Origin of the sequence: Mesorhizobium sp. M1004 (assembly GCF_040318795.1) — a bacterium.
In the GTDB taxonomy this organism is placed as follows: Bacteria; Pseudomonadota; Alphaproteobacteria; order Rhizobiales; family Rhizobiaceae; genus Mesorhizobium.
On record NZ_JAMYNB010000005.1, the window covers coordinates 456,532 to 480,499 of the forward strand.

The following is a 23,968-nucleotide window of genomic DNA, read 5'->3' on the forward strand; positions in this document are numbered from 1 at the left end:
CCGTCAGGTCGCCATGGCCTTGCCGCCACCAACCGGCTTCTCCTCATCGGCGCTCGCTCCCTGCGGCCTGAGCCTGAACAGGATCAGCAAGGGCGCTGCGATGAAGATCGACGAATAGGTGCCGAAGACGACGCCGAACAGCATCGCCATGGTGAACGAGCGGATCACCTCGCCGCCGAACAACACGAGCGCCAGCAGCGCCAGGATGGTCGTCACCGAAGTCAGCGTCGTTCTCGAAAGCGTCTCGTTGATGGCGTTGTTCAACAATTGCGGGAGCGGCATTCGTTTGTATTTTCGCAAATCTTCTCGAACACGGTCATAGACGACGATCGTGTCATTGAGCGAATAGCCGATAATGGTCAGGATCGCAGCCAGCGAAGACTGGTTGAATTCGAGCCCGGTGATGACGAAGAAGCCCAGCGTCATCACCACATCGTGCACCGTCGCCACGATCGCGCCGACCGCGAACTGCCATTCGAAGCGGAACCAGACATAGACCAGGATGCCGATCAGCGCGATGATCATGGCGATCGTGCCTTGCTTGGCCAGCTCGCCCGAAACCGTCGGGCCCACCACCTCGACGCGGCGAAAATCGTAATTGTCCTGGAGCTCGCCGCGCACCTTGTCGATGACGGTCTGCTCGGCGTTCTCACCGCCATCCTGGGTGCCAACGCGGATCAGCACGTCATTCGGCGCGCCGAATTGCTGGACCTGCACTTCACCGATATTGAGCTCCGACAGCCGGCTTCTGATATCGCCAATATCGGCGTCGCCTTGCTTGGACTGCACCTCGATGATCGAGCCGCCCTTGAAGTCGATGCCGTAGTTGATGTCGATGGTCAGGAATCCGATAACCGACGCGATCGACAGCAGGCTGGACAGTGCGAACGTCCAGCGGCGGATGCCCATGAACGGGATTTTCGTGCCGGCCGGAACGAAGGTCACCGGCGCACGCGGCAATTCCTTCGGACGCGCACGGCGCAGCCAGATCGACACCAGCAGACGGGTGAAGGTGAAGGCGGTGAACACCGTGGTCAAAATGCCGATGGCATAGGTGATGGCGAAGCCCTTGACCGGTCCGGTGCCGAGATAGAACAGCACGACCGTGGCAATCAGCGACGTCACGTTGGAATCCACGATGGTCGCCAACGCCTTGGTGAAGCCTGTGTCGATCGACTGGATGACCGAACGGCCGGCCCGTCGCTCCTCTCGGATACGCTCATAGATCAGCACGTTGGAATCGACCGCCATGCCGATGGTCAGCACGATACCGGCAATGCCGGGCAAGGTCAGTGTCGCGCCAAGCAGCGACAAGACCCCGACGATCATCGCCACGTGCACGGCGAGCGCAATGTTGGCGAGGAAGCCGAGAAGTCCGTAGGCGACGAACATGAAGGCGACGACGAGAATGGAGCCGATGATGCCGGCGACCTTGCCGGCATGGATCGAATCCTGGCCGAGGCCCGGGCCGACGGTGCGTTCTTCGATCACGGTCAGCTTTGCCGGCAGCGCGCCGGCGCGCAGCAGCACGGCGAGGTCGTTGGCGCTTTCGGCGGTGAAATTGCCTGAGATCTGGCCGCTGCCGCCGAGGATCGGTTCGCGGATCACCGGCGCCGAAATCACCTGATTGTCGAGGATGATGGCGAACGGCTTGCCGACATTCTGCTGCGTCGCCTGGCCGAATCGTGTCGCACCGCGCGAGTTGAAGACGAACGAAACCACCGGCTCGTTGTTTCGGGAATCATAGGTTGCCGTCGCCTTGGCAAGATCTTCACCGGACACGATGACGCGATTTTCCACCAGATACGGAACCGGCGGATCGTCCTGCGAATAAAGCACCGAGGAGCCTGCCGGCGGGCGGCCGTTCAGCGCATCCTGCACCGACATCGAGGTATCGACCATCTGGAAGGTCATCTTGGCGGTCTGGCCGATGATCTCCTTCAGCCTTTGCGGATCCTGCAGGCCCGGCACCTGGACGAGTACACGGTCGTCGCCCTGCCGCTGCACGATCGGCTCGGTGGTGCCGAGTTCGTTGACGCGACGCTCGACGACTTCGATCGACTGCGCCAATGCGGCCGAGGTGCGGTATTTGATGCCGGCGTCGGTGACGGTGAATTTGAGCAGCCCGGCTTCGGAATCATCCAGGGACATCTCCTGGATGGAGCCACCGGTGAACAGGCCGGCGGCGACCGGATCGGTCAGCGGCTTAAGCGCCGCCTTGGCGGCATCGATCTGGGTTGGATCGGTGATGCGCACTTGTACGGTCCTGCCGGTGCCGCCAAGGCCGGTATAGCCCACCTTGGCATCGCGCAGCAGCGTGCGGATCTCGTCGCGCGTCGTTTCCAGCTGCGCCTTGACCAGGTCGTTCTGGTCCATCTGCAAGAGGATGTGCGAACCGCCCTGCAGATCGAGACCAAGCGTCATCTGCCGCTTCGGCACCCAGTTGGGCAATTGCGCCAATGTGCTGGCCGGGAAGAGATTTGGCGCGGCAAGGATGAATGTGACGGCCACGGCGATCCAGATCAGGATCATCTTCAGGCGCGAAAAATACAGCATATGGCGTTGTCCGTCAGGGCGTACTGGCGGATCGTTCCGCCGACAATTCGGTTATTTCTTGGCGTTCTTATTTGCCACCGGCTCGCCCTTAACCCGCACTTCGCCGATTGTCGAGCGCGCTGAGGTCAATTTGGCGCTGCCGCCGGCAGCGGTTTCGGCGTCAATCGCCTCTGTCGGTTCCATTCTAATTCTGATCACCGCCGGGCGCTATCGTGCGCTACTCGACTATTTTCAATTGTGCAGGCATCGGTCCGGAACGCAAAAGCAAGGCCAGATCATCGGCGTTCTCCTTTGTAAGGTTGCCCGATATCTGGCCGCGGCCGTTAAGAATTGGCTCGCGGACGACTGGCACCGAAAGCACTTGGTTGTCGAGGATCATCGCAAATAGCTTGCCGACATTCTGCGAGGTCGCCTGCGCAACGCGTGCCGTTGCCCTGGAATCGAAGGTGAACGAAACCGCCGGCTCATTTGTGACGGAGTTGGGAGTCGCCTGAGCATTGACAATGTCGTCACTGGAAACGATCGTTCGGCTCTCAACCAGATAGGGAACCGGTGGATCGTCCTTCGAATAAACCACCACCGAGCCAGCGGGCGTCCGGCCATTGATCGCATCAGCGACCGGCATCGACTCATCAACCCACTGAAAAGTCAGCATTCCGGTTCGGGTGAGAATTCTCCTCAGCCTTTGCAAATCCGCAACGCCCGAGGTCCGGACCAGCATACCGTCTTCGCCCTCTGGCCGCACTACTGGGTCGGCTACACCAAGATCACGCAGGCGATTCTTAATGACCACGATCGACTGCGCAAGCGCGATCGACATCCGATACTTGATACCTGTGTCTGTTACCGTGAACTTGAGCAACGCTGCTCCGGTATCATCCAGGATCACTTCCTGGACCGGACCAGCGCTGCCAAGGACAGGATCAGTCACCGCCTCCAATGCCATCTTGGCCGCGCCGACCTGAGCGGCGTCGGTGATATGCACCTGAACGGCCCGACCCGACTTAGCAAGACCAGTATAGCCGATCCTTGCATCGCGCAGCAGCGTCCTGATTTCGTCACGCGTCGCCTCCAACCGGCGATCGATCACATCGGTCGCGTCCAATCGAAGCAGCACGTCCGCGCCGGCAGCGTGAAGACTGGGCGCGTCGACGAGCATTGTGGCCATAGCAAGCCAGATCAGGATCATTTTCAGGCGCGAAAAATGGACCATACGCCGTCTTTGTCAGAGCTCTGCCCGCGGATCGCTCCGCTTGGGAAACTGGCTTACTTCTTGGCGTTCTGGTTGGCCACCGGCTCGCCCTTGACCCGAACATCGGCGATCGTCGAGCGCAGCGCCGTCACCTTGGTGCCGCCGCCAAGGTCGATCTCAAGCTCATTGTCGTCGATCACCTTGGTCACCTTGCCGACGAAGCCGCCGCCGGTGATGACCGTGTCGCCACGGCGCACGGCCGAGATCATCTCCTGGCGCTTCTTCAACTGGGCGCGCTGCGGCCGGATGATGAGGAAATACATGATCACGAAGATCAGAACGAACGGGAGTATCATGCCGATATCCCCGAACGGACCAAGCGGAGTTCCGGTAGCTTGGGCGTATGCCGGTGTGACGAACATCAAGAACTCCTGGTTACGAAGAAGGCCGTAGGGCGGCCTCGCCAAATTTGGCCGGAATATAGTGGGTAAAGTTACCAATGCAACTGCGCGGCCGGGCTTTCAGCTGCTTTTCCGGCCGGTTGACCCGTGTTAGAGCATGCTCCCGGAATACGGGCGTGGTTTTCGCAAAAGATCATGCCCAAACAAAAGCTTGGAACCAGTTTCTATCTCGCCCGGATCAAGACGATTTCGGCCCCTACGCACGTTCGTGCGGAAACATAAAAGACGAGACATGACCGACAGCACCATCGAGGCCCTGAACCAAAAGCTCGACCGCCTGATCGAGGCGGTCACCCGCCTCGCCCCGCCGCCGGTGCCGCAAACCGATCTTGCGGTTGCCGATTGCTTCGTCTGGCAGGCCGACCCCGGCTATCTCGAGCCGGTGCGCAAGGTCAACCGCGTCGACATCGGCCTGATCCGCGGCGTCGACCGCGTGCGCGACATTCTGGTCGAAAACACGGAACGCTTCGCCGCCGGCCATGCCGCCAACAATGTGTTGTTGTGGGGTGCGCGCGGCATGGGCAAATCCTCGCTGGTCAAGGCCGTGCATGCGCAGATCAACGCCCAGGCCAAATCCGACCTGCCGCTCAAGCTGATCGAGATCCATCGCGAGGATATCGACACGCTGCCCAGGCTGATGGGCCTGCTGAAGGCGGCGCCGTTTCGCTTCATCCTGTTTTGCGACGACCTCTCCTTCGACCATGACGACACCTCCTACAAGTCGCTGAAGGCAGCCCTTGAAGGCGGCGTCGAGGGCCGCCCGGCCAATGTCATCTTCTACGCCACGTCGAACCGCCGGCACCTGTTGCCGCGCGACATGATCGACAATGAGCGCTCGACCGCCATCAACCCGTCCGAGGCGGTCGAGGAAAAGGTTTCGCTGTCCGACCGTTTCGGCCTGTGGCTCGGCTTCCACAAATGTTCGCAGGACGAATATCTCGACATGGTCAACAGCTATGCCAGCCATCACGGGCTCACTATCGACCCGGAGCAGCTGCGCGCCGAGGCGCTGGAATGGGCAACGACGCGCGGCAGCCGCTCGGGCCGCGTCGCCTGGCAGTTCACCCAGGATCTGGCCGGCCGGCTCGGCAAGCCGCTGAACGACTGATTGATTTCCGTCAGGTCACTGAAAAAGCCCGCCCCTTGCGGAGCGGGCTGAGCCGGCGGGCCGGACTGGAGGTCAGACGGCCTGCAAAACGTTTATTGTTCTATTCGAGATAGCCAGAGGGGTCGACCGGGGCCGAGTTCTTGCGCACTTCGAAGTGCAGTTTCGGCGAGTCGGTGGTCCCGCTCATGCCCGACAGCGCGATTTCCTGGCCGCGCTTGACCTTCTGGCCGCGCTGCACCTCGATCGACCTGGCGTGACCATAGACGGTGACCAGCCCGTTTTCGTGGCGCACCAGCACCGTATTGCCGAATTCCTTGAGGCCGTCGCCGGCATAGATGACCACGCCGTTTTCGGCCGCCTTGACCGGCGTCCCCTCAGGCACGGCGATGTCGACACCATCCTTGCCGCCACCAAAATTGGAGATGACGCGGCCACGCACCGGCCAACGCATCTTGCCGATGCCGGTGGCATCGGGCGCAACAGCATCGTCGTCCTCGGCCTGCTGGATAACCTTGGCGTCCTTCTTCGGCGGCGTGTAGGTGGCGAGTGTCTCCGTCGGCTTTGCCGCCGGTTGGGTGGTCGCGGTCGTCACCGGATCAACTTTGGCCGGCTTGGCGCTGGCGACCGTTGCGGTGCCACCTGCCGGAACCTTCAGCGTCTGGCCGATCTTGAGCAGGCCGTCCTGCATGCCGTTCGCCTGCTTCAGCGCCACGACGCCAACGCCGGTCTTCCTGGCGATGGAGGACATGGTGTCGCCCGACTGGACCGTGTAGGTGCCCGCGCCGGCCTTTGGCGCGGCCGAGGCCGTCTGCGCCGGCTTGTCGGTCTTCGGCTTGTTCGCTGCCGAAGCGTCAACCTGCGCGGCGGACTTGCCGTCCTTGAGTTTCGGCTGCTGCGGCAGCACGGCGACCTTTTCCGGCGCTGGCGCCTTGGGGCTGTTTGCCGGCTTGCCGTCGGCAAGTTTCGGCTCTGCCCCCTTGCTTGAATAGGCATAGGCCGGGATGACCAGTTTCTGACCGGTCTTCAGCCCCTTGGTGGCGCTCAAGCCGTTGACCTTCATGATCACGTCGGCGGGCACATGATAGCGATGAGCGATGCCGGAAATGGTCTCGCCGTCGCTGACCACGATCTCGGTCGCATGCGGCGTACCAGCCGCAACTGGTTTCGGATCGGAGTCACCGGCATTCTTGAACGGCCTCGCCGGCTGGACGGTGCCGGTAGTCGTTCTGTCGACATGCGGTGCCGGTGCAAGCGCCGGCGCGGAAGCGGTACGCATCGGAGCAGCTTTGGGCGCGCTCGGCGGCGGCAGCTGCTGGACGGTGACCGGCTCCAGGCTGGAGCGGCTGACCGACTGGTTATGGCTGCCATCGACAGGTGCCGCAGCGATCGGCTCGGCCGCCACATCGCCCGGATAGGGCTGAGCGGTGCTCTGCTTGTCGATGATGGCGCGCTGATTGTTGGTCGAGGAGGTGAAGACGTCGTCGACACCGTTGAACCGCGAGACTTGGGAGCTACACCCCGCCGCCACTCCGGCTAGCATGAGGACAGCGCAGCCCCGCGACAGAGTACGCCCGTTTGCCTTCAAAACACTGAATTGCATCGCACTAACCCGCACAGACCCGGTACACACTGGTCATGATTAAAGCGCGTTAATGTTACTGGCGGGTTAATCCCATAGAATCAGACGCAAATTTTCTTAAAACATTTTGTAAGGCGCCTTCACCAACGTCGTCATCCCTGGGCGAAGCAGGCGCGAAGCGCCGTCGCGGAGACCCTGGGATCCATTCCGTGACATTGGCCGAAGAATGCAGCAGAGCAGAATTCTGCGCCGTAGCAACGCCTTGATGGCGCGGCATGGATCCTCGGGTCTGCGCTGCGTCGCTACGCTCCTTGCTTCGCCCGTGGATGACGAAACGATCGGCTTCGGCTTACCTTCGAAGCGCGTGACAGGCAGAATTCAGATAACCGCCGCGACGCTGCGCAGGATCGGCTGCAGGCGCACGGTGCCGATATCCTCGCGCTCGAAGCGGCTGCCGACCTTGGTCAGCTTGGCCAGCACCTGCTCGCCCTCCTCCGGCCCGATCGGGGCAATGACGATGCCGCCGCTCGACAATTGGTCGAGCAGGAAGCGCGGCAGGCTGTCGAAAGCCGCCCAGGCTACGATGCGGTCGAATGGCGCTTCATTGGCAAGCCCGTTGGAACCGTCGGCCTGGCGCACGATGACATTGCCGATGCCGAGCGCCTCGAAGCGTTGCCTGGCCTGCTCGGCCAGCGTTTTGTAGCGGTCGACGCTGACGATGCGCGCCGCGAGCCGCGACATCACCGCTGCCGTGTAGCCCGAGCCGGTGCCGATCTCCAGCACCCGGTTGCCGGGCTCTATTGCCAGGGCCGCAATCACCGCCGCCTGCAGATCGGCGCCCTCGATCGCCTCGCCGCATTCGATCGGCAGCATGCCGTCCGACCAGGCGATGGAATGGAACTGGCCGTTGAGGAAGCAGCGCCGCGGCGTCGCCTCGAAGGCTGCGATCAGCGCCTTCGGCACCGCGCCTTGGCCGCGCAGGCGCAGCAGGAAAGCGGCAAAACCCTCGCGATCGTCGAGCGGCAAGTTCATGCCAGAACCTTCTTCATGCGAACACCTTATTCAGACAGCGCCTTGGTCAGTTGGTCACGGATTTCATGCGCGGTGAGGTCAAGCTGCAGCGGCGTCACAGACACGAGCCGGTTGCGCAGAGCATGGAGATCGGTGCCCTGCTTGCCCTCGACCGGCTCGCGGCCGAAGCGCAGCCAGTAATAAGGCAGGCCGCGCCCGTCGCGGCGCTCGTCGACCCACAGGCTGTGCACCAGCTTGCCTTGCGACGTCACGACGGTGCCGGCGACCTCGTCAGGCAGACAGTTGGGAAAGTTGACGTTGAGCAGCACACCGTCCGGCAGCGGCATGGCGACGAGCTTTTTCAGCAGCGCCGGCGCCAGCGCTTCGGTGGTCTCGTAGGGAACGACGCGGTCCTCGCCGACATAGGAATAACCCTGGCTAAGTGCGATCGAGCGGATGCCGAGCAGCGCGCCTTCCATGGCGCCGGCGACGGTACCGGAATAGGTGACGTCGTCGGCGATGTTGGCGCCTGAATTGACCCCGGACAGGATCAGGTCCGGCGCGCCAGGCAGGATCTTCTTGACGCCCATAATGACGCAGTCGGTCGGTGTGCCGCGCACGGCGTAGTGTTTCTCGCCGATCTTGCGCAGCCGAAGCGGCTCCGAGATCGACAGCGAATGCGCATAGCCCGACTGGTCCTGCTCCGGCGCCACCACCCAGACATCGTCCGACAGCGTGCGGGCGATGCGTTCGAGCGACGCCAGGCCCTCGGCATGGATGCCGTCATCATTGGTCAGGAGAATGCGCATTATTTCGATTCGATCTTTGCCAGACCGCCCATATAAGGCCGCAGCACTTCAGGAATCGTTACGCTGCCATCCTCATTCTGGTAGTTTTCGATGACGGCAATCAGCGCACGGCCGACGGCGGTGCCCGAGCCGTTCAGCGTATGCACGAAGCGGTTGCCCTTGCCGTCCTTGTCCTTGTAGCGGGCATCCATGCGCCGGGCCTGGAAGTCGCCGCAGACCGAGCAGGACGAGATCTCGCGATAGGCGTTCTGTCCCGGCAACCAGACTTCGATGTCATATGTCTTGCGCGCGCCAAACCCCATGTCGCCGGTACACAGAACCATGGTGCGGAACGGCAGTTCCAGCCGCTTCAGCACTTCCTCGGCGCACTGCGTCATCCGCTCATGCTCGGCGATCGAGCTTTCCTGGTCGGTGATCGAGACCAGCTCGACCTTGTAGAACTGGTGCTGGCGCAGCATGCCGCGTGTGTCGCGTCCGGCCGAACCGGCTTCCGAGCGGAAGCACGGCGTCAGCGCGGTGTAGCGCAGCGGCAGCTTTTCGTGCGCCGTGATCTCCTCGCGGACGAGGTTGGTGAGCGGGACCTCGGCGGTGGGAATCAGCCCGAGCCGGCCATCGCCATGCTGAACGAAGAACAGGTCGTCCTCGAATTTCGGCAGCTGGTTGGTGCCGAAAAGCACTTCGTCGCGCACCATCAGCGGCGGGATGACCTCCTCATAGCCGTGCTCGGTCGTGTGCAAATCGAGCATGAACTGGCCGATGGCGCGTTCCATCCGCGCCAGTCCGCCCTTCAGCACCGTGAAGCGCGAGCCCGACAGCTTTGCCGCCCGCTCGAAATCCATCATGCCGAGCGCTTCGCCGATCTCGAAATGCTCCTTCACCCAGTTCGGGCGCGTCGGAACCTTGCTGACGATGTGTTTGACGACATTGTCGTGCTCGTCCTTGCCGACCGGGACATCGTCGAGCGGCACGTTGGGCAGCACCGCCAGCGCGTCGTTCAGCGTCTTGTCGAGTTCGCGCTCGCGCGCCTCGCCATTCTGGATGAAGGTCTTGATATCGCCGACTTCGGCCTTGAGCTTTTCGGCAAGTGCCGTGTCGCCCGAACGCATGGCGTTGCCGATCTCCTTCGAGGCGGCGTTGCGGCGTTCCTGCTTGGTCTGCAGCTCGGTGACGTGCTCGCGCCGCGCTTCGTCCTTCTTGATCAGCTCATCGACCGTGGACTGCGCCTCGTCAGCCGACCACGAGCGCTTGGCCAGCGCCTCGACAAGGGCCTTCGGGTTGTCGCGAATCCATTTGATATCAAGCATGGTTGGTTCGTCCTCAGAATAAGGCTGAGGGGGTAAACCGCATCCTTCATCGATGCAAGATGGCGGCTGTCGCGTTTTTCCGCTAACGCGGATACCCGAACGCGACAGCCTATGAACGAGCCTGCTTTGAGGACGCGTCCGCCGCCTTTTCGGCCACGGCTTCGGCGGCTTCCTGCTTCTCGCGCGCCAGCTTCTGCTTGACCTGATCGCGCTCGATCAGCCGGGCCGCCCAGATCGACACCTCGTAGAGCAGGATGGTCGGGATGGCCAAACCGATCTGGCTCATCGGATCAGGCGGCGTCAGCACCGCCGCGACGACGAAGGCGATGACGATCGCCCATTTGCGCTTCTCGGCCAGCGCCTTCGACGACAGCATGCCGACGCGCGTCATCAGGCTGGTCACCACCGGCAGCTGGAACACCAGGCCGAAGGAGAAGATCAGCGTCATGATCAGGCTGAGATATTCCGACACTTTCGGCAGCAGCGAAATCTGCACCTGGTCGTCGGTGCCGGCCTGCTGCATGGCGAGGAAGAACCACATCACCATCGGCGTGAAGAAGAAATAGACCAGCGACGCTCCCATCAGGAACAGGATCGGCGATGCGATAAGGAACGGCAGGAACGCGTTGCGTTCGTTCTTGTAGAGGCCTGGCGCGATGAATTTGTAGATCTGCGTGGCGATCAGCGGAAAGGCGATGACCATGCCGCCGAACATGGCGAGCTTGACCTGGGTGAAGAAGAATTCCTGCGGCGCCGTATAGATCAGCTCGACCTTGTGCGGATCGAGCCCGGCCCACTGCGTGGCCCACTTGAACGGAACGACCAAAAGATTGAACAGCTTCTTGGCAAAGAAGAAGCAGACGAGGAAGGCGACGAAGAAACCGCCGATCGACCAGATCAGCCGCCGGCGCAGTTCGATCAGATGCTCCATCAGCGGAGCCGACGACTTCTCGATCTCGTCCTTTTCGCTGTCCGTAATGCTCACTTGGCGGCCCCCGCCGTCTTCTTGGACGCGGGCTTCGTGGCCGGCGCAGGCTTCGGCTCAGCCTTTGCGACTGCCTTCGGTGCAGCAGCGGGCTTGGTGGCGGCTTTTCCAGGTGCAGCCTTGGCGGGCGCCGCTGACGGCTTGGCCGCAACCTTCGCCGCAGGCGCCGGCTTTGCCGGTGCTGCCTTGGCTGCCGCTGTTTTGGTTGCCGGGGCCTTTGATATCGCGGCCCCCTTGGCGCGCGCGTTTCGTGGCGCTGCTGTTGCTGCAGCCGGTGTCACCACCGCCTGATCGGTCATCGCCGGAAGGATCGGCGCCGCCGGCGCTGTTTCCGGTCCGTTGACACCCGGCATCACCGTCGCGCCGTTCTTGAGCGGCTCGGCCGGCTGTGGTGTTTCTGCCGCGGGCGTTGAGGGGTCGACGGCGGGCTTCGGCTTCATCACCGCATCGACGCCGGAGCGAACCTCGGCTGCCGCCTGTTCGAACGGATTGAGCTGCTTGCGGATTTCGGCCGCCGGATTGAGGCCGCGCAGCGTATCGACAGACTTCTTGACGTCGTCGAGCTCGGCTTCCTTCAACGCCTCGTTGAACTGCTTCTGGAAGTCGGAGGCCATGGCACGCAGCTTCGCCGTCGTGCGGCCGAAGGTGCGCAGCATATTGGGCAAATCCTTGGGTCCGACGACCACGATCATGACGATCGCGATCACCAGCATTTCGGTCCAGCCGACTTCAAACATGGCAATCAGTTCCGACTAGTGCTTGTCTCCCAAAAGTGCGAAGCGGTTTTGGGACAACGACTTGCACAAAAGCAACAACCTTCGGCTCAGCTCTTGCTGGCCTTTTCCTTCACTGCCGAAACGGTCTCGTCCGGGCGGTGCTCGACGGTGCGCTTGTCTTCGGCGGTATCGTCGTCGGCCATGCCCTTCTTGAAGCTCTTGATGCCCTTGGCCATGTCGCCCATCAGCTCGGGTATCTTGCCGCGGCCGAACACCAGCAGCACGATCACCAGCACGATCATCCAGTGCCAAATCGAAAATGAACCCATTGTAACTCTCTCTCGAATGTTTTCCCTGGCGATGATCTATGCGTTTTCGCGTTGGGATTCAAACACAACAGCGACAAAGTTTATGAAGGCGCGGCTTATGTCACGCATTTTCGGCAAAGCTGCCCGCTACCAATCGGCGCATCTACCGCAGCAATGCAGCTTTTTGACAGCGGCTTGCGGTCAATCTTCCGTGACGCGCGGCGTCAGCAGGCCGAGTTCCTCGAGATCGATGTCGGTCAACGCATCCTCGTCCTCGGTCAGCGCGTCCAGATCGGCCGGCGGCAACGGGATGGCGAAATTCGACGGCATGCGGCCGGAGAGCAGCCCTGCCCCCTTCAGTTCGTCCATCCCGGGAAGATCGCGGATCTCTTCCAGTGCGAAATGGTCGAGGAAAGTGTCTGTCGTGCCGTAGGTGACGGGACGGCCGGGCGTGCGGCGGCGGCCGCGCATGCGCACCCATTCCGTTTCGAGCAGCGTATCCAGCGTGCCCTTCGAGGTCTCGACGCCTCTGATGTCCTCGATCTCGGCGCGCGTCACCGGCTGGTGGTAGGCGATGATCGCCAGCACTTCGAGCGCGGCGCGCGACAGCTTGCGCTGCTGCACCGTGTCGCGGCTCATCAGGAAGGCGAGATCGCCGGCGGTACGGAACGCCCAGGCATCGCCGACCCGAACCAGATTGACGCCGCGCCGCGCATAGATCTGCTGCAGCTCAGCCATGGCAGCGGCAATGCTGATGCCATCGGGCAATCTGGCTGCGAGCTGCTTTTCGCTGACCGGCTCGGCGCTGGCGAACACGATCGCCTCGGCCATGCGTATGGCTTCGGCCATATGCAGCCGTTCGCCAGGATTCAGAAGCAGGGTATCAGTCGGATCCTGGGCGATAATGCCCTCCTCGGTCTCTTCTTCGACCTTGAACGGAATGACCGAAGCGTTGGCGCGTTCGCTCATGATGCCACCTCGACTGCCTTGATTGGTTGCGCGCGGCCGCGCAGATAGAGCGGCGCGAACACCTGGTCCTGTCGCATCTCGATGCTGCCTTCGCGCACCAGTTCCAGCGACGCCGCAAACGAGCTGGCAATCGCGGTACGCCGTTCGTCCGGGCTGGTCAGGTAATTGATCAGATAGCTGTCCAGCGCCGTCCAGTCGCGCAGCGAGCCGATCAGCCGGGTCAGGATATCGCGCGCATCCTTGAGCGACCACACGCCACGCCGGGCAATTGTCACATTGGTGATCGCCTGTTTCTGGCGCTGCTGCGCATAGGCGGTGAGCAAATCGTAGAGCGAGGCCGAATAGGCGTTACGCTTCTCGACGATGACCATCTCAGGCATGCCGCGTGCAAACACGTCGCGGCCGAGCCGGTTGCGGTTGACCAGCCTTGCCGAGGCGTCGCGCATGGCCTCCAGACGCTTCAGCCGGAACTGCAGCACCGCGGCCAGTTCCTCGCCGCTTTCGCCTTCTTCGCCGGGCTGCTTGGGGATGAGGAGCTTCGACTTGAGGAAGGCCAGCCACGCCGCCATCACCAGGTAGTCGGCGGCAAGCTCAAGCCTTAGCGCCCTCGCCGTCTCGACGAAGGTCAGATACTGCTCGACCAGCGCCAAGATGGAAATCCGCGACAGATCGACCTTTTGGTTGCGGGCGAGATGCAGCAAGAGATCGAGCGGACCTTCGAACCCGGCGACGTCGACGACAAGCGACGGGTCGCCGGTGACCCGTGAATCGTCGTTCTCGGCCCACAGACGGTCCATCGGTGCGGCCTTCGCAGCCTTGCTGTCCAATGTTTCCGCCACTTGTTCCTTTACCTCTGGTTAGAGCATGATGCCGAAAAGTGTGAAGCGGTTTTCGGACGACATCATGCTCTCTCTATCTTTAGAGACGGATGATTTCAGGTCGAACAGACCTGAAATCATCCGTCTCTAGGCCACCGCATCGAAATAGGTGGCAAACTCGGCGCGTATCTCGGTTTCGTCGGCCCGGTCGCGATCCCTTATATAGGTCAGCACCCGCTTGGCGCGCTCCAGCGACGTCCCTTCAAGTCCCGTGGTTCGCGATGCGATGCCTGCCATCTCCTCGAAAACGCCATTGCAGTGAAGGACCAGATCGCAGCCCGCCGCAAGGATAGAGGCCGCCTTTGTCGGGAAATCCCCAGAAAGTGCCTTCATCGAGGTGTCGTCGCTCATCAACAGCCCGTCGAAGCCGATCTCGCGGCGGATGATCTCGTCGATGACCTTGCCTGAGGTGGTCGCTGGGTTGTTCGGATCGATGGCGCTGTAGACGACATGCGCCGTCATCGCCATCGGCAGATGGCTAAGCTCGCGGAAAGGGGCGAAATCATGCCGCTGCAGGTCGCTCAGCGAGGCGTCGACCACAGGCAGCTCGAAATGCGTGTCGGCGAAGGCGCGTCCATGGCCCGGAATATGCTTCATGACCGGCAACACGCCGCCGGACATCAGCCCTTCCGCGGCGGCGCGGCCAAGTTCGATGACCGGGCGCGGCTCCTTGCCATAGGCGCGCGCGCCGATGACGTCGCTGGCGCCCTCGATCGGCACGTCCAGCACCGGCAGGCAATCGGCCGAGATACCGAAGCGCAACAGGTCGAAGGCGTGCAGCCGCGCCATCAGCCAGGCAGCGCGGGTGCCGGCATCATGGTCCTTGCGCCACAATGCACCGAGCGCGCCGCCGGCGGGATAGTTCGGCGCCAGCGGCGGCCGCAGGCGCTGCACCCGGCCACCTTCCTGATCGATGAACACCAGCGCGTCGGGGCGCCCGATACAGTCGCGCATTTCGGCGACCAGATCGCGGATCTGCTCCGTTTCGCCGATATTGCGCGCAAACAGGATGAAGCCCCACGGGCATTCATTGCGGTAGAAACGGATTTCTTCGCGGGTCAGCGATTTCCCGGCACAGCCGAGGATCATGGATTTTGATTCGGTCATTCCACCAGTTTAGGGCTTCGCGCCGCCAAAGGGAATCTCCCCGGACGGCAAGCGCCTCAACCTCTCGCCCATCCACATGAAAAAGCCGGCGCGACCCTTGGGAACGCACCGGCTCTGATAATTGGATCCGGCCTTACCGCGACACGAAGCAGTTGCCGCCGGCAGCCTTGTAGCTGGTGCACAGATTGATCGCATCGTTGCGCGATTGCGCAGGCACCCGGACACGGTAGAAGGTGCCCTTGCCGGCGATCTCCGCCTTGACGATGTTGGCGGTGCGACCGGCGAGCACATTTCCATAGCGGCGCTGCAGGTCGGCGTAGTTGGCCTGGGCGCTTTCGACCGTCGGCTGCGAAGCGATCTGCATCGACCACGAACCGCCCGATGTCGAAGCCGTCGCCGGGATGGAGGCAACCTGGTCGGGCTTGACCTCGCCGACCACGTCGACCGGCTGGTCGGACGGGCGCTGCGGCGCTACGGCAACCGTCTGCGGCGTGTTGGCGGACTGGGTCTCAGCCTTCGGCGTGGCCGCCGGCTTCACCGGCTTGACCTTGGCGGTCTCGGCACTTGCCTGGTCGCTATTTGCCTGATCGGCAGGCGCCACGGTGCCGGTCTGCTCGGCATCGGCCGAAGGGGCGACGTGCTGCGGCGCCGGGTCAAGCGGCTCAGTCGCCGCAACCTGTGGCGCGGCCGGCGTCGAGTCCTCGCGGGCCACCAACGAGCCGTCGGGCTTGACCACCATGGTCCGCACCTTGCGCGGGGCAACGGCGACCGTATCGGGGTTCTTGTCGGCTTCCTGCAGCACCTGAGCGATGCGGTCCTCGGACTTTGGCGCCGGCGCGACAGCCGCGTCGGGGTTGACGGCAGCTTCGGGGTTGCCGGCGGGGTCGGGGCCTGGGGCAGCGTCGGTATCGTCGGGCGACAGATCGACGACGCGGCTTTCAGGCTCCTGCGCCTTCACATCGACCGGCTCTTCGGTGTTGGTGACCAGCTTCTCCTGAACCGGCTCGGCCGGCTTGGTGCCCTTGGCGACCGCATCATAAACCTTGTTGTCCTGGTTCGGCACCACGGCGCCGCCCGGATTTTCGGGCTTGACCTTGATCGGCCTGTTGTCGGCCTTGACAATGACCGGCGCATCGCTGCCGCCCTTGCCGCCGAACGACAAGGCGAAGGCGCCAAGGCCGCCGGCAATCGCAACCGCAGCAACGACCCCCGCGACCAGCAGGCCGCTCCTGCGCGGCCGTGCGGCTTCCTGCTCGGCGAGGCCCGGCACCGCCATTGCCTCGTCCAGATCCGGATCGTAGTCGAGTTCGTCGACCGCGAAATCGTCGGCCTGCGAAACCGGCTGGCTGCCGGGCAGATCGTCCATGTCGAAGCCGCCGGCGGCATCGGCGTGGTGAGCTTGCGTGGCTGCAAGCACTTCGGCTGGCCGCGCCGCATAGGCGCGCTGGTCGAGCTCGTGGCCCGAACTGAAGCTGGAACTGTAGGAATCGTCATCATAGCCGGCACTGCGTGCGGCAGTGGGCGGCGCCACTTCCACCGCGTTCATGTCGTTGAGCATGCCGGCGAATTCGGCGTCGATGTCGTCATAGGCGGCCGGCTCGTCTTGCTCGAAGCTGAGTTCTGGAATGTCGAGGTCGTCGGCAATCGCCACCACACGCTCCGGCACATCGACCGTCTCGACATCCGGCATCTCGTCATAGGCCTGAGGCGGCGCCTGGCGCGATGGCGTCGGCGCCACATAGGCAGCAGCGGCAACCGGCTGGTCGCGATAGCTTGGCGCTGCCGCCGGCGGCATGGACGGCTTTTCTGCAAAAGAAGCTTGCGGCTGCGCTGCAAAAGAAGGTTGCGGCTGCGCTGCAAAGGAAGGCTGGGCCGGGGTGGGAGTCACGCGGCTCCACGAACGCGCCGGCTCCGGCGGCGTCGAGCGCCAATCGCCAGCGACCGGTGCTGCCGTATCGTCATGACCGAGATCGATGCCCTTGGCCAGCGCCGCGTCGAAGGCGTGATCATCGAACTCGATCTCGGGCACATGGCCTTCAAGTTCGCCGGCAAGCAGATCGTCGAAATCGGCATCGTCCGCCTGGGCCTCCTGAGGAGCAGGCGCGTGTTCGTCCAGGTCCCAGTCGAGATTATCGACCGGAGCGACCGGCGTCGCGACGGACCGCTGCACCGGGGCAACCGGCTCATAAGTCCTGGTGGGCTCGATGGCGGCAGCCCTGGTGGGCTCGGTGACCACCGGAATCGGGGCGACTGGCGCCGGGCGTGGTGTGGTCATGGCGCCAAGCAGCGCGTTGAGTTCATCTTCCAACGTCCGTTCGTCAGCGACCGGAGCGGCCGGGGTCGCCATATTGGTAGGCGCCACATAGGCTGGTGCGACCGGAGTTGGCTGAACCGGAGCGGGTGCGGTCTCGGCCACCGGCTCGTGATCGGCAAGCGCATCATCGATGCTCAGATCGAAATCGTCGAATGCTTCGTGCGCAGTCTCATGAGAGGGGCTGGCCTCCACGGTCCAGGCCGGCGTCTCGTCCACTTCCGGCGCATCCATCTCAACCGGCGCGCTGACCTGCAGATCGCTGACATCCAGATCGCGCTCTTCCGGATCCTCGGCCTCAACAGGCTGAGCCTCGAAAGCCTGAGGCTCGAAATGCTCGGCTGCAAAATCCTGAGCTGCAAATTCCATGTCGACATCGGCCATCGCGTCATCGAAATGAACCGCAAAATCCTCGTCGGCAACAGCGTGGTCGGCGGCGCCGACGACCGGCGCCTCGGCTACTGGCGCGGCATACTGGTCCTGCGCCGGGGCAGGACCGTCCAGCGTCAGCTCGTCTTCCAGCGACATCGAGACGGCATTGTCGAAATCATCGTCGAACGCGAGATCGTCGGCAGGCGCAGCAGCAACCTGCGCGACATCTGCGGCATGGGCGACGGTCGCATCGTCATCGAGCAGCAACCCCTGCTCGAGCGAAGCGGCAAGCTCGTCATCCATCGGCAGGTCGTCTTCGAGCGGCGATACGTTTTCCAGTGAACTGGCGACGGCATTGTCGAAATCATCGTCGAATGCAGCTTCGTCGAATGCGGGCTCGGCAAACGAAGGTTCGGCAAACGAGGGTTCAACGGGAGCAGCCGCAGCCTGCGGGGCAGCGCCGAAATCCAGATCGGCGGCATCGTCGAAGACGAAATCATATTCCAGCGAAGCAGCCAGCGCATCGTCCATCGCGGCATCGGTGGTTTCCGGCTCGCGAATCTCGGCAGCAGGTTCGTAGGGCTCAGCGGCAGGCTGGTGAACCTCGGGAGCTGGCTGGCTGGCCTCCATGGAACCGACTTCATCGCCGAATTCGCCCATCAACTCCTTCTCGAGGTCGATGTCGAAATCGCCCTCGTCCGCAGCCGTCTCGACGGCTGGCGCCTGCGGCTTGACCGGCTGGCGCGGATCGAAACCCATGATCCTGGTCAGTTCAGCGAACGGATCATCTTCGGCGATGTCGTTGTTGTCGGCTACTCTCAGCTGGGTTCTGTCTGCCATTATTGTTCCCGAACTCGCACTCATTCGGACGCCATGGACGTCGCGTAGGGTTGGCCCTTACCAGCGCAATGTGGGCAAATGGTGACAGGTGTTTTAGTTAAACCTAACGCATCTCAGTGGGCGCATCAGCCCCAATCAGCGTCAGGCCGGAGGTCAAAACATCCGAAACAGCCTGCACCAGCCCTAGTCTGGCATGAGTCAATTGTCGGTCGTTAACCTTAACAAAACGTAAGTCGGCATTCTCGGTGCCCCGATTCCAGTGTCCATGGAAGCTGGAAGCCAGATCGTAGAGGTAGAATGCCAGCCGGTGCGGCTCCAGCGCAAGGGCCGCAGATTCGACCAGCCGGGGATATTCAGCCAGCTTCCGGATCAGGCCGATCTCGCCCTCATCGGTGAGCGACGCCGAGGCCGCGGCCAGGCTGTTGCGGTCGAAATTGGCCTCGCCCAGTTGCTCGCTCGCCTGCCGGAACACCGAATGACAGCGCGCCGAAGCGTACTGCACGTAGAACACGGGATTGTCCTTGGACTGTTCGGTGACCTTGGCGAAATCGAAGTCGAGCGGCGCGTCGCTCTTGCGGTAGAGCATCATGAAGCGGATCGCATCGCGGCCCACCTCCTCCACCGCTTCGCGCAAGGTCACGAAGTCGCCCGACCGCTTCGACATCCGAACCGGTTCGCCATCGCGAAACAGCTTCACCAGATTGCACAGGAGCACCGTGAGTTGCAGCTTCAGATCATCGCCTGCAATCGCCCGCGCCAGCGCTTCCAGCCGCTTGACGTAGCCGCCATGGTCGGCGCCCAGCACATAGATCAGGCCGACGAAACCGCGGTCGACCTTGTCCTTGAGATAGGCGACGTCGGCGGCGAAATAGGTGAACGAGCCGTCGGACTTGACCAGCGCCCTGTCCATGTCGTCGCCGACCGCCGTCGAGCGGAACAGCGTCTGCTCGCGGTCTTCCCAGTCGTCCGGCTTCTCGCCCTTGGGCGGCGGCAGCTTGCCCTTGTAGATATGGCCCTTCAGCGTCAGATCGTTGATCGCCGAGCGGATTTTTTTGGCATTGTCGGCATGCAGCGTGCGCTCGGAGAAGAAAACGTCGTGATGCACATTGAGCAACGCCAGATCCTCGCGGATCATCACCATCATGGCGTCGATCGTGCGGTCCTTGACGATTGCCAGCGACTGATCGTCGGGCATCTGCAAGAGCTTGCGGCCAAATTCGGCAGCCAGCGCCTGACCGACCGGCACAAGATAGTCGCCGGGATAGAGACCGGCCGGTATCTCGCCAATGTCGTCGCCCAGCGCTTCGCGGTAGCGCAGGAAGGCCGAACGCCCGAGCACGTCGATCTGCGCGCCGGCGTCGTTGATGATGTATTCCTTGGTGACGTCATAGCCGGCGAAGGCCATCAGATTGGCGAGCGTGTCGCCGACAACCGCGCCCCGGCAATGGCCGACATGCATCGGCCCGGTCGGATTGGCCGAGACATATTCGACATTGGTCTTCTTGCCGCCACCAATGGTCGAGCGGCCGTAGTTTTGCCCCTCGCCGAGCACCGCGGTCAGATGTGCCTGCCAGAAAGCGTCCTTGAGCCGGAGATTGACGAAGCCGGGACCGGCGACGTCGGCTTCGGCAACATCGGCGTCGCTGCGCAGCACTTCCACCAGCCGCTCGGCCAGCGCCCGCGGGTTGTGCCCTGTCGGCTTGGCCAGTACCATCGCCGCATTGGTGGCGAGATCGCCATGGCTGGCGTCGCGCGGCGGCTCGACGGCGATGCGCGACAGGTCGGGCGAAACGCCATTACTGTCTTTCAAATCAAGCGCTTCGACGGCTTTTGTGATTCGCGCGCTGAAATCGGCGAAGATGTTCATGGGTCTTGCTCTGGCGGACTGTGCAGGGGAACCGGCTCATTGGCCGGCAAATCGCGCCCGCCCTAGCTTAAATCGGGCGTATGGTCAAACAGACGGCGGTGTTCCTTCAAGGCGTAGGTATCCGTCATCCCCGCCAGGAAATCGGCGACGCTGCGCGCCTTGATGCGGTCCTCCGCCCGGTCGAGCCCCTCCCGCCAGCCGTCCGGCATGGCGCGCGGATCGGCGAAATAGACATCGAACAGGTCGCGCACGATCTGCTCGGCCTCAATGCGAACGCGCATCACCTCGTCATGCCGGTAGAGATGCTTGTAAAGAAAGGTCTTCAAATCCTTCTCGGTCGCCGCCATGTCTGCGGAAAAGGTCACCATCGTCTCGCCCGCCGCCCGCACCGCTTCGGCGCTGTCAGGCTTGATGCGCTCCAGATTGGCGGTGGTGGAAACAATGACGTCCTCGACCATCATCGTGATCTGCCGGCGCATCAGCTCATGGCCGGTGCGCACATCGTCCAGGCCCGGATAGCGCGCGCGCACGCTTGCCAGGATCGATCCCGGCAGCGCCACCGTTTCCAGCATGTCCAAGGTCAGGAAGCCGGAGCGCAGGCCGTCGTCGATGTCATGGGTGTTGTAGGCGATATCGTCGGCGATCGCAGCACATTGCGCCTCGATGCCGGCGAAATGGTCGAGTTCGAGGTCGTGCAACTCGGAATAGTCGCGGATCGCCTGCGGCACCGGGCCTTTGAGCCCTTTTCCCTTGGCGTCGGTCAGCGGGCCATTGTGCTTCACCAGGCCTTCCAGCGTTTCCCAGGTCAGGTTCAGCCCGTCGAACTCGGCATAGCGCCGCTCCAGCCGCGTCACCACGCGCAGCGACTGCGCATTGTGGTCGAAGCCGCCCCATTGGGCCATCCGCTCGTTCAGCGCGTCCTCGCCGGTATGGCCGAACGGCGTGTGACCGAAATCGTGCACCAAGGCGACCGCCTCGGCCAGATCCTCGTCGCCGCGCAGCGCTCGCGCCAGAGCCCGCGCAATCTGCGCCACCTCGATCGAATGCGTCAGCCGGGTGCGGTAGTGATCTCCTTCATGGGCGACGAACACCTGCGTCTTGTGCTTCAGGCGGCGGAAGGCAGTCGAATGAATGATACGGTCGCGGTCGCGCTGGAATGGCGTGCGAGTCGGGCTCTCGACCTCGTCATAGAGCCGCCCGCGCGACCTGGCTGGGTCGCTGGCATAGGCCGCGCGCGGCCGATAGCCGAACCCAATGTCGCCAAGCTCATTTGTCATGGCTGATGCCGCCGCAGTTGACTTGCCCCTTCCCGCTTCATACCTATCATGTGAAACTGAAAGCAAGGTGACGCCCATGGGCGCTGATGCCAAGACTGCCATGAAAGTCGAGATGACCGAGTCCGCCGCCAGGCGGATCGCGAAAATCGTCTCTGGCGAGGCCGGCAAGACGGCGCTGCGCGTCTCCGTAGAGGGCGGCGGCTGCTCCGGCTTTTCCTACAAGTTCGACCTGGTCAATACGCGCAACGACGACGACGTCGCCATCGAAAAGGACGGCGCCACCGTGCTGATCGACGATTTGTCGCTGGTCTATATGGGCGGCTCGGTGATCGACTTCGTCGACGATCTGATGGGCCAGTCGTTCCAGATCCGCAACCCCAATGCAGTCGCCTCCTGCGGCTGCGGCACCAGTTTCTCCATCTAGGCAGATGTCCGGCGTCGGCGCGGTCCGTCAGGTCGCACTGTCGGCCGGGCGCGATCTCGACGTCACGCTGGCCTTCTGGCACGATGTGCTCGGCCTCAGCGTTCATGCCCGCTACGATCCGCCGGGCATCGCCTTCATCATGGCCGGTGATATCAGGTTGCTGTTCACCGATGGCGTTCCGGCCGGCACCGTCTATCTCGATATAGCCGGGCTCGAAGCCTTCCACGCCGAGGCGAAAGCGTCCGGCGTTCCCTTCACCGCACCGCCGGCGCTCGTCCACAACGACACCGAAGGCACGTTCGGAACGGCGGGGGAAAGCGAGTGGATGGCCTTTCTAAAGGACCCGGCAGGCAATACGATCGGGCTTGTCGAACGTCTTTCGCCCGAACATCCCTGAGGCCGCCCATGAAAATCGTCACCTGGAACATAAACGGCATTCGCGCCCGCATCGGCAACCTCACCCACTGGCTGAGCGAAAGCCAGCCCGACATCGTCTGCCTGCAGGAGATCAAATCGGTCGACGAGCAGTTCCCGCGCGCCGAGATCGAGGCGCTTGGCTACAACGTAGAAACCCATGGCCAGAAGGGCTTTAACGGCGTCGCCCTGCTGTCGAAACTTCCGTTCGACGAGGTTATCAGAGGCCTGCCAGGCGACGAGACTGATGAGCAGGCGCGCTTCATCGAGGGCGTGTTCTCGACCGACCAGGGCGCGCTGCGCGTCGCCTCGCTCTATCTGCCCAACGGCAACCCGGTCGATGACGAGAAGAAGTTTCCCTACAAGCTGGCCTGGATGGAACGGCTGCATCGCTGGGCCGAGCAGCGGCTGCTTCTGGAGGAGGCGCTGGTGCTGGCCGGCGACTACAATGTCATCCCCGAGCCGGTCGATGCGCGCTTCCCCGAGAATTGGCTTGGCGATGCGCTGTTCCAGCCGCAGACCCGGCAGGCCTTCCGGCGGCTGAAGAATCTCGGCTTTACAGAGGCGGTGCGCGCCGTCACCGATGCGGCCGACGTCTACACCTTCTGGGACTACCAGGCCGGCGCCTGGCAGAAGAACAACGGCATCCGCATCGACCATCTGCTGTTGTCGCCCGAAGCGGCCAACCGCTTTTCCTCGGCCTCGATCGAAAAGCATGTGCGCGCCTGGGAAAAACCTTCCGACCACGTGCCGGTGGCGATCGATCTGGCGCTGCTGCCGGCCTGATATCAGCCGAAACCCTGATATCGCCACAATCGCGCCATTCAGTCAGAGATCAGCATGGCGGCTGGGGTTCCATGGCACTACGATTCCTCCTTTGCCCGATCGGCCTGGCATTTGCCATGGCCTCCCCTGCAGCGGCACTTGCCGACCAGCAGTGCCTGGCCAATGGCAAGTCCTACCAGGTCGGCCAGGTCACCTGCCTGACGGTTTCAGACAAGAGCCATATGGCCCGCTGCGACCTGGTGCTCAACAACACCTCATGGACCAAGATCGGCGACAGCTGCCCCGACAGCACGATGAAGCCGCATCTGCACGTCACGCCGATCTCGATGCCGGTACACAGAGCGGCGCCGGCGGAACTCACCGAGAACTGATGGATGTGAGCTAATCTCCCCCCTTGCGGGCATAGGCGCTAAGATAGGTATTGCCCTGCGGAATCGGGTGTGATTCTACACTGCGATGACACACGAATCGCTTGTTGATGACGGCTGGGCCGAGACGATTGAGCTTCCGGGCGGCGAAGAGTTGATCGCAGGAAGTGCCCGCGAGACGAAGGCGTTCCTGCGCCCGCGGGGCGTCAGGTCGGCGAGCGACCTGTTGCGCCTGACACTGGCTTACTGCCTTGGCAAGGTTGGCATGCGGGGCGTCGTGGCCTGGGCGGCGGCGAGCGGGATTGCCGACATTTCGGACGTGGCGT

Annotated in this window: 21 protein-coding genes and 1 pseudogene; 6 read left to right on the plus strand and 16 right to left on the minus strand. The window is 62.9% G+C overall.

Going from position 1 to position 23,968, the window contains the following annotated elements; all coding sequences use genetic code 11:
- Positions 1 to 3: 3 nt before the first annotated feature.
- The 3 genes from secDF to yajC form a co-directional block, all read right to left on the minus strand.
- Positions 4 to 2,556: a protein translocase subunit SecDF gene (gene secDF, locus NKH54_RS13795; RefSeq protein ID WP_023667677.1), complete on the minus strand. Its 2,553-nt coding sequence runs from the start codon at positions 2,554 to 2,556 to the stop codon at positions 4 to 6.
- 217 nt (positions 2,557 to 2,773) lie between these two features.
- The gene (locus tag NKH54_RS13800) at positions 2,774 to 3,769 is read right to left on the minus strand and encodes a SecDF P1 head subdomain-containing protein (protein ID WP_023688225.1); all 996 of its coding nucleotides are present in this window, start codon (positions 3,767 to 3,769) and stop codon (positions 2,774 to 2,776) included.
- Between the two features lie 53 nt (positions 3,770 to 3,822).
- Entirely contained in the window at positions 3,823 to 4,170 is a 348-nt protein-coding gene (yajC, locus tag NKH54_RS13805; RefSeq protein ID WP_023667680.1) for a preprotein translocase subunit YajC, read from the minus strand.
- Positions 4,171 to 4,441: 271 nt separating this feature from the next.
- Here yajC and NKH54_RS13810 point away from each other — a divergent pair, with 271 nt between their 5' ends.
- Positions 4,442 to 5,317, plus strand: a complete 876-nt coding sequence (locus tag NKH54_RS13810; protein WP_023688224.1) for an ATP-binding protein — start codon at positions 4,442 to 4,444, stop codon at positions 5,315 to 5,317.
- Positions 5,318 to 5,417: 100 nt separating this feature from the next.
- Here NKH54_RS13810 and NKH54_RS13815 read toward each other — a convergent pair whose 3' ends face one another.
- From NKH54_RS13815 to NKH54_RS13875, 13 genes are all read right to left on the minus strand, one after another.
- Positions 5,418 to 6,917, minus strand: a complete 1,500-nt coding sequence (locus NKH54_RS13815; RefSeq protein ID WP_023753361.1) for a peptidoglycan DD-metalloendopeptidase family protein — start codon at positions 6,915 to 6,917, stop codon at positions 5,418 to 5,420.
- A gap of 357 nt (positions 6,918 to 7,274) precedes the next feature.
- Complete coding sequence (locus NKH54_RS13820; protein ID WP_353028388.1) at positions 7,275 to 7,928, minus strand: protein-L-isoaspartate(D-aspartate) O-methyltransferase; 654 nt, start codon at positions 7,926 to 7,928, stop codon at positions 7,275 to 7,277.
- 26 nt (positions 7,929 to 7,954) lie between these two features.
- Positions 7,955 to 8,716: a 5'/3'-nucleotidase SurE gene (gene surE, locus NKH54_RS13825; protein ID WP_023710683.1), complete on the minus strand. Its 762-nt coding sequence runs from the start codon at positions 8,714 to 8,716 to the stop codon at positions 7,955 to 7,957.
- Positions 8,716 to 10,020 carry a serine--tRNA ligase gene (gene serS, locus NKH54_RS13830; protein ID WP_353028389.1) on the minus strand — a complete coding sequence of 435 codons (1,305 nt, stop codon included), beginning with the start codon at positions 10,018 to 10,020 and terminating at the stop codon, positions 8,716 to 8,718. The genes surE and serS overlap by 1 nt, the downstream gene beginning before the upstream one ends.
- Positions 10,021 to 10,129: 109 nt before the next feature.
- Positions 10,130 to 11,005, minus strand: a complete 876-nt coding sequence (tatC, locus tag NKH54_RS13835) for a twin-arginine translocase subunit TatC (RefSeq protein WP_023667686.1) — start codon at positions 11,003 to 11,005, stop codon at positions 10,130 to 10,132.
- Entirely contained in the window at positions 11,002 to 11,742 is a 741-nt protein-coding gene (tatB, locus tag NKH54_RS13840; protein ID WP_023691107.1) for a Sec-independent protein translocase protein TatB, read from the minus strand. The genes tatC and tatB overlap by 4 nt, the downstream gene beginning before the upstream one ends.
- A gap of 86 nt (positions 11,743 to 11,828) precedes the next feature.
- Entirely contained in the window at positions 11,829 to 12,050 is a 222-nt protein-coding gene (locus NKH54_RS13845) for a twin-arginine translocase TatA/TatE family subunit (RefSeq protein WP_023681650.1), read from the minus strand.
- A 180-nt stretch (positions 12,051 to 12,230) separates the two neighbouring features.
- Entirely contained in the window at positions 12,231 to 12,998 is a 768-nt protein-coding gene (gene scpB / locus NKH54_RS13850; RefSeq protein ID WP_353028390.1) for an SMC-Scp complex subunit ScpB, read from the minus strand.
- On the minus strand, positions 12,995 to 13,795 hold the full coding sequence (locus tag NKH54_RS13855; RefSeq protein WP_023667690.1) for a segregation and condensation protein A: 801 nt from the start codon (positions 13,793 to 13,795) through the stop codon (positions 12,995 to 12,997). The genes scpB and NKH54_RS13855 overlap by 4 nt, the downstream gene beginning before the upstream one ends.
- A 168-nt stretch (positions 13,796 to 13,963) precedes the next feature.
- On the minus strand, positions 13,964 to 14,983 hold the full coding sequence (gene nagZ / locus NKH54_RS13860; RefSeq protein WP_353028391.1) for a beta-N-acetylhexosaminidase: 1,020 nt from the start codon (positions 14,981 to 14,983) through the stop codon (positions 13,964 to 13,966).
- A 133-nt stretch (positions 14,984 to 15,116) separates the two neighbouring features.
- Complete coding sequence (locus tag NKH54_RS13865) at positions 15,117 to 18,506, minus strand: SPOR domain-containing protein (protein WP_353028392.1); 3,390 nt, start codon at positions 18,504 to 18,506, stop codon at positions 15,117 to 15,119.
- 103 nt (positions 18,507 to 18,609) lie between these two features.
- Positions 18,610 to 20,373: an arginine--tRNA ligase gene (gene argS, locus NKH54_RS13870; RefSeq protein WP_023744778.1), complete on the minus strand. Its 1,764-nt coding sequence runs from the start codon at positions 20,371 to 20,373 to the stop codon at positions 18,610 to 18,612.
- Positions 20,374 to 20,435: 62 nt separating this feature from the next.
- Complete coding sequence (locus NKH54_RS13875; protein ID WP_023729964.1) at positions 20,436 to 21,650, minus strand: deoxyguanosinetriphosphate triphosphohydrolase; 1,215 nt, start codon at positions 21,648 to 21,650, stop codon at positions 20,436 to 20,438.
- A gap of 76 nt (positions 21,651 to 21,726) precedes the next feature.
- Between NKH54_RS13875 and erpA the strand changes: the two genes are divergently transcribed.
- The 5 genes and pseudogenes from erpA to NKH54_RS13900 form a co-directional block, all read left to right on the plus strand.
- Positions 21,727 to 22,074 carry an iron-sulfur cluster insertion protein ErpA gene (erpA, locus tag NKH54_RS13880; RefSeq protein WP_031199080.1) on the plus strand — a complete coding sequence of 116 codons (348 nt, stop codon included), beginning with the start codon at positions 21,727 to 21,729 and terminating at the stop codon, positions 22,072 to 22,074.
- A 4-nt stretch (positions 22,075 to 22,078) separates the two neighbouring features.
- Positions 22,079 to 22,471: a VOC family protein gene (locus NKH54_RS13885; protein ID WP_023681658.1), complete on the plus strand. Its 393-nt coding sequence runs from the start codon at positions 22,079 to 22,081 to the stop codon at positions 22,469 to 22,471.
- A gap of 8 nt (positions 22,472 to 22,479) precedes the next feature.
- Positions 22,480 to 23,274: an exodeoxyribonuclease III gene (gene xth, locus NKH54_RS13890; protein WP_023688213.1), complete on the plus strand. Its 795-nt coding sequence runs from the start codon at positions 22,480 to 22,482 to the stop codon at positions 23,272 to 23,274.
- Between the two features lie 71 nt (positions 23,275 to 23,345).
- Complete coding sequence (locus tag NKH54_RS13895) at positions 23,346 to 23,645, plus strand: hypothetical protein (protein ID WP_023667699.1); 300 nt, start codon at positions 23,346 to 23,348, stop codon at positions 23,643 to 23,645.
- 85 nt (positions 23,646 to 23,730) lie between these two features.
- Positions 23,731 to 23,968 (plus strand): annotated as a pseudogene (locus NKH54_RS13900) (hypothetical protein); the annotation flags it as partial.